Genomic DNA, 6259 nt, shown 5'->3' with positions numbered 1-6259 from the left:
CTCGGCCCGGCTGCTGGAGCGCGTGCTGCTGCGCGGGCCGGCCCCCCGGCCCGGCATCGGCGGGCTGCGCGACGCGCTGGCGCGCGGGCGCGACGACCCGCACGGGGCGCTGGCCGACCGGCCCGACGCGCCGGAGGATCTGGCCGGCTTCCTCGACCGCGTGGAACGCGCCCTGGCGCCCTTGCAGGCCTGCGTCGATGGCGGGCCGATGCCGGTTGCCGACATGCTGGCCGGCCTGGTGGAAGCCGCCGAGGCGCTGGCCGGAACCGAGGATCGGACGGGCGCCGACCGGCTGTGGTCGGGCGAGGAAGGCAACGCGCTGGGGCAGCATCTGGCCGGGCTGATCGCGTTCTGCAATATTTTGCCGCCGCAGCGCGCCGACGTGCTGGACGGGCTGCTGGCCGCGTCGATGGCCGGGCTGGTGGTGCGGTCGCGCCGGGCCTTGCGTGGCCGGAACGAGGCGGCGGTGCATCCGCGCATCTTCATCTGGGGCCTGATGGAGGCCCGTTTGCAGGCGGTGGAGCAGGTCGTGCTGGGCGGCCTGGTCGAAACCGCCTGGCCCCCCGCCACCGATCCCGGCCCGTGGATGAGCCGCCCGATGCGCGCGCGCGCCGGCCTGCCCTCGCCCGAGCGGGCGATCGGGCAGGCGGCGCACGATTTCGTCGCCTGCGCCTGCGCGGCGCCCCAGGTGGTGCTGTCCGTCCCCGGCCGGCGCGAGGGCGCGCCCGCCGTCCCGGCGCGCTGGCTGGTCCGGCTGGAGGCGTTCCTGTCGGGGCGGGGGCAGTCGGTGCCGGCGCATCCGGCCCTGTCGTGGCTGTCGCGCCTCGACCGGCCGGTGGGCGCGCCCCGGCCCGTCGCGCCGCCCCGGCCGTGCCCGCCTGTCGCCTGGCGGCCCCGCGCCCTGGCGGTCACCGAGATCGAGACCTGGATGCGCGACCCCTATGCGATCTATGCGCGGCGGGTCCTGGGATTGCGGCGCCTGCCGGACCTGGAGGAAGCGGCGGACGCCGCCGATTACGGCACCATCGTCCATGACGCGCTGGATCGCTGGTTCGCCATGGGGCCGGAGGTCTGGGCCGGCGACCCCGAGGACGGGCTGCGGCGGCTGTTCCTGATGCGGCTGGCCGACGCGCGGCTGCGCCCGGCGCTGGCGGCATGGTGGGCCCCGCGCCTGGCGCGCATCGCCGGCTGGGTCGCGCGCGAGGAAGCCGCGCGTCGCGCCGACGGCCCCCCCGAACTGGTGCGGACCGAACAGAAGGGGCGCGTGGTGCTGAAGGGTTTCGCCGGGGGCGACTTCACCTTGCAGGGCCGGGCGGACCGGGTGGACCTGGACCGGCAGGGGCGACTGGCCCTGTTCGATTACAAGACCGGCACCCTGCCCCGGCGCAGGAGCGTCATCGCCGGCTGGTCGTCGCAACTGGTGCTGGAGGCGGCGATGATGGAACGCGGCGGGTTCGGGCCGGAGCTTACGGGCCGGGCCGGGGAACTGATCTATTGGCGGCTGACCGGCGGGTACGAACCCGGCGAGGCGCTGCCGGTGGCGTCGGGCGAGGAACTGGCCGATCTGGTCGCCGCCTGCTGGCTGAACCTGCGCGGCCTGATCGCGACCTATGACGAGGTGGAGCAGCCGTACCTGTCCCATCCGTATCCCGACGAGGGGCCGCGTTTCGCCGATTACGCGCAACTGGCCCGCGTCGCGGAATGGAGCGCCGCCCGCGACGAGGGCGGGGCATGAGCCCGCGCGACGCCATCGAACTGGCCAACACCCGCCAGGCCGAGGCCTCGGACCCCGAGGCCTCGGTCTTCGTTTCGGCCTCGGCGGGCAGCGGCAAGACCAAGCTGCTGATCGACCGGCTGCTGCGCCTGATGTTGCCGCGCCTGTTGCCGGACGGCACGCTGGCGGCCGGGTCGGACCCCGCGCGGATCCAGTGCCTGACATTCACCAAGGCGGCGGCGGCCGAAATGGCGATCCGCCTGCAGAATCGCCTGGGAAAATGGGTGACCCTGCCCGACGCGGCGCTGGACGGCGAACTGGCCGGCCTGTCGGTTCCGCCGGGTGCGGACACGCGGCAGGCGGCGCGGGAATTGTTCGCCCGGGTGCTGGACCTGCCGGGCGGTATGCGGATCGGCACGATCCATGCCTTCTGCCAGTCGCTGCTGCGCCGCTTCCCCGTCGAAGCCGCGATCAGCCCGCATTTCACGCTGGTCGAGGACACGGACGCCCGGATGGCGATGGGCGAGGCGGTCGAGGCCGTGGTGGGCGCGGGCGGGGATGCGGTCGCGATCCTCGCCGGGCAGATCGGCGCGGCGGATTTCGCCCGGCTGGTCGGCGGCCTTCAGGCGCGGCTGCGGCAGGTGCAGCCCGTCATCCAGGCGATGGAGCGGGACCGTGCCGGGGTGGATGCCGCCCTGATGCGGGTGCTGGGGGTGCGGACGCGCGACGCCGCAGCCCTGCGCCGCGCGGCCTGCGCCGAGGTGCCGGACGAGGACGGCCTGCGCGACATGCTGCGGATCGTGGCGGAGCAGGGCGCGGCCACCGTGCGGCGGGCCGCCGGGGTCATGCTGGACTGGCTGGCCCTGCCGGTCGAGGCGCGGGCCGCACGCTGGGACGTCTGGCGCACGGCCCTGGTGAAGCAGGACGGCGAGCCGCGCAAGCGCGGCGGCCTGAACCCCAAGCTGGACGACAGCCGGCCCGAGATCGGCGATGCCCTGCTGGCCGAGGCCGCGCGCATCATCGCGGTGGACGAGGAATGCCGGGCCATCGCCATCCTGCGCGTCAGCGCCGCCCTGCTGGATGTCGCGGCCCCGGTGCTGCGCCGCTATGCCGAGCGCAAGCGCGGGCGCGGGCTGGTCGATTACGACGACCTGATCGAACGGACGCTGGACCTGCTGAAGGACCCGGGCGCGGCGTGGGTGCTGTACAAGCTCGATGGCGGGATTGACCACCTGCTGCTGGACGAGGTGCAGGATACCTCGCCCGACCAATGGGCGATCGCGGGCGGGCTGACGTCCGAATTCTTCGCCGGCGAGGCCACGCGCGATGCCGCGGCACAGCCGCGCACGCTGTTCGCGGTGGGCGATTACAAGCAGTCGATCTATTCGTTCCAGGGCGCCGACCCGGCGGCCTTCCGGCACTGGCGGCACCTGTTCCGCCAGCGGGTGGAACAGGCGCGCTGCCCGTGGAAGGAGCCGGCGCTGACCGTGTCCTTTCGGTCCACCGCGCCGGTCCTGAAACTGGTGGACAGCGTCTTTGCCCTGCCCGACGCCGCGCGCGGACTGGTGGAGGGGGAGGCGGGCGTGCCCGGCCATCTGTCCGCCCGGCCGGGGCAGGGCGGCCGGGTGGAGCTCTGGCCCCTGACCCCGGTCGAGGACGGAGCTGAGGACGCCAATCCATGGATCGCCCCGCTGGAGAACGGGGGCCAGTCCACGGCGGCGCAGCGCCTGGCCGACAGCCTGGCGGCCTGGGTGGTCGCCGAACTGCGGCGTGCCCCCGCGCCGGGCGAGGCCCCGCTGACGCCGGGCGACATCCTGGTGCTGGTGCCGAAGCGGTCGAATTTCGTCCGGGCGCTGATCCGCGCCCTGAAGACGCAGGACGTGCCGGTGGCGACGCTGGTCCGCACCGGGCTGGTGGACCAGGTGGCGGTGCAGGACCTGATGGCCCTGTGCGATGCGCTGCTGTTGCCGCAGGACGATTTGACCCTGGCCTGCGTCCTGACCTCGCCGTTGGGCGGCGTGGCGGACGACAGCCTGATGGAGCTGTCGGCCGGGCGCGGCGGGCGGCCGCTGTGGGCCGTGCTGCGCGAGCGGCATGGCGAGCGGGCGGACTGGGGGGCGGCCTGGACGATGCTGGGACGCCTGTTCCGGCATGTCGATTACGCCTCGCCCTACGGCCTGCTGTCCGAGGCGCTGGGGCCGCTGGGCGGCCGGGCGCGCCTGTTGGCCCGGCTGGGCCCCGAGGCCGCCGAGCCGGTGGACGAGCTGCTGTCGGCGGCCCTGCGCTATGAATCGCTGCATCCGGCGTCGTTGCAGGGCTTCCTGCACTGGCTGCGGGCGTCGGCCGAAACGGTGAAGCGCGAACCCGACGCCGCCGCCGACATGGTGCGCGTCATGACCGCCCATGGCGCCAAGGGGTTGCAGGCGCGGCTGGTGATCCTGCCCGACACGGTGGGCGTGGCGAAGTTCGACGGTGGCGTGGTCTGGGCGCGGGACGAAGACAGCGGACTGGACCTGCCGCTGTGGGTGCCGCGCGCCGAAATGGCGACGGGCGCCACGCGGGGATTGCAGCAGACCATCCGCGCGGCGGCGATCGAGGAATATAACCGCCTGCTCTATGTCGCGCTGACCCGGGCCAGCGACCGGCTGGTGATCTGCGGCTGGCAACAGAAACGCACCGTGGCGGACGATAGCTGGTACGCGCTCTGTCGCGCCGGTTTCGAGCACGCGGGGGCCGAGGAACGGCCCTTCGACCTGGGCTGGGCCGGCACCCGCCTGGTGCTGGAGGAGGCCGCGTCGGCGCCGTCCAGCGAACGCCCGACGGTGCGGGGCGATGCGGCCCCGGTCGATCTGCCGGACTGGATGGGGCGCGCGCCGGACTGGGTCGCCCGGTCCCCGGCGCCGGAATCCCCGCTGCTGCGTCCGCTGGTGCCCAGCCGGCCCGATGACGCGCCCCTGGGGCCGCAGCCCGCCGTCCGCTCGCCCCTGGCGGTGGTGGGCGCGCGCCGGCCGGCCGCGCGCGAGCAGGCCCTGCGCCGGGGGCAGCTTGTCCATGCGCTGCTGCAATATCTGCCCGACCTGCCGGCGGTGCGCCGTGCCGAGGTGGCGCGCGACTGGCTGGCGCGGCCGGGCAACGCGCTGGAGCGGGCGGACCAGGACCGGATCGTGACGCAGGTTCTGGCGGTGATGGACGATCCGCGGATCGCGCCGCTGTTCGGTCCGGGCAGCCGCTCGGAACAGCCGCTGGCCGGCGTGGCCGGCGGGTCGGTGATCGTGGGGCAGGTCGACCGCATGGTCGTCCGGCCCGACGCCGTGTGGCTGTGCGATTTCAAGACCAACCGCCTGCCGCCCGCCGACGTCGCGGCGACGCCGGTGCTGTATCTGCGGCAGATGGCGTCGTACCGCGCCCTGTTGACGGCCCTCTATCCGGATCGGCCGGTTCGGTGCACGCTGGTCTGGACCGAGGATGTCCGGATTACGATCCTGCCCGATTCGCTGCTGGAGCGTCATGCGCCCGGCGCCGAGGGGCCGGACGCCGGGCAATCTTGAAACAAGGCGGTCAGGCTGCCATGTCCTGACGAAGCCGTCGGAACCCGAGGAGTGATGTGATGAGCGAAAATACCGTGGCCGTCAGCGACGCCACCTTTGAAAGCGATGTTCTGAAGGCCGAGGGGCCGGTGCTGGTGGATTTCTGGGCCGAGTGGTGCGGGCCGTGCAAGATGATCGCCCCGGCGCTGGATGAAATCGGCGCCGAATTCAAGGGCAAGCTGACCGTCGCGAAGGTGAATATCGACGACAATCCGACGACGCCGAACAAATATGCCGTGCGCGGCATCCCGACGCTGATCCTGTTCAAGAACGGCCAGCCGGCGGCGACCAAGGTCGGCGCGATGCCCAAGAGCCAGCTCAAGGACTGGGTCAAGAGCAGCCTGTAATCCGGCCGATGCCGGCATGGCGTGTCAGGACGCCATGCCGGCCGTCTTGGACAGGATCGTAAACGGGTCGCTTATTTCTGCGGATAGGCGAAGGTGAATTTCTCGGTGATCGTGTCCCAGAAGCCGGGCGTGCCGGTTTCCGTGTCTACATGATGCAGGAAGCCGTTTTTCTCCGGCGAGCCGTAACGCAGTTCGACCGTGTATTTCCCCGGCCCGTCCATTTTTACGTTGTTGGCGTAATGCGGACCGTCCTTCGCGGTCATCGACCGCATCGTGCCTGACACTTTCCAGTCGGTGCCGTCCTTGGACAGCGTGTAATCAATCGTCAGATAGGGAATCCAGGCCCCGTCCGGGTAGCCCCAGACGTTATCGGCCGTGGCATGGACGTCGGTTTCCAGATGAATGACGTCATCACCCATCGGCATGTCCGCCGGCATGGGGGCGAGATCGATCCCGACCAGATAGCTGGCCGCGATTTCCATGTCGTGGGCATGAACCGGGCCGCCAATCGGATACTCCCGCGCCAGCGCCTGCGGCGCGAGGGCAAGCACGCTCGCGCCGGCAAGCAGGGCGGAAGCGATATGCTTGGTCTTCATCATTATACTTCCATG

4 protein-coding genes are annotated in these 6259 nt (G+C 72.2%); 3 read left to right on the top strand and 1 reads right to left on the bottom strand.

Annotated features, from left to right (window positions below; translation table 11 throughout):
* The 3 genes from HLH21_RS06930 to trxA all read left to right on the top strand — a co-directional run.
* Positions 1-1735: PD-(D/E)XK nuclease family protein (locus tag HLH21_RS06930; protein WP_182942660.1), on the top strand; the 1735-nt coding region annotated here is incomplete at its 5' end.
* Entirely contained in the window at positions 1702-5262 is a 3561-nt protein-coding gene (gene addA, locus HLH21_RS06925; RefSeq protein WP_373319634.1) for a double-strand break repair helicase AddA, read from the top strand. The genes HLH21_RS06930 and addA, both read left to right, overlap by 34 nt.
* A 59-nt stretch (positions 5263-5321) precedes the next feature.
* Positions 5322-5648: a thioredoxin TrxA gene (trxA, locus tag HLH21_RS06920; protein ID WP_182942657.1), complete on the top strand. Its 327-nt coding sequence runs from the start codon at positions 5322-5324 to the stop codon at positions 5646-5648.
* A gap of 71 nt (positions 5649-5719) precedes the next feature.
* Here the strand turns inward: trxA and HLH21_RS06915 are convergent, their stop codons facing one another.
* The gene (locus tag HLH21_RS06915) at positions 5720-6244 is read right to left on the bottom strand and encodes an iron transporter (RefSeq protein ID WP_182942686.1); all 525 of its coding nucleotides are present in this window, start codon (positions 6242-6244) and stop codon (positions 5720-5722) included.
* Positions 6245-6259: the final 15 nt, after the last annotated feature.

Origin of the sequence: Gluconacetobacter johannae (genome assembly GCF_014174305.1) — a bacterium.
GTDB lineage: Bacteria > Pseudomonadota > Alphaproteobacteria > Acetobacterales > Acetobacteraceae > Gluconacetobacter > Gluconacetobacter johannae.
Note: the sequence above shows the minus strand (reverse complement) of the source record. Positions and strands in the feature narration are given on the sequence as shown.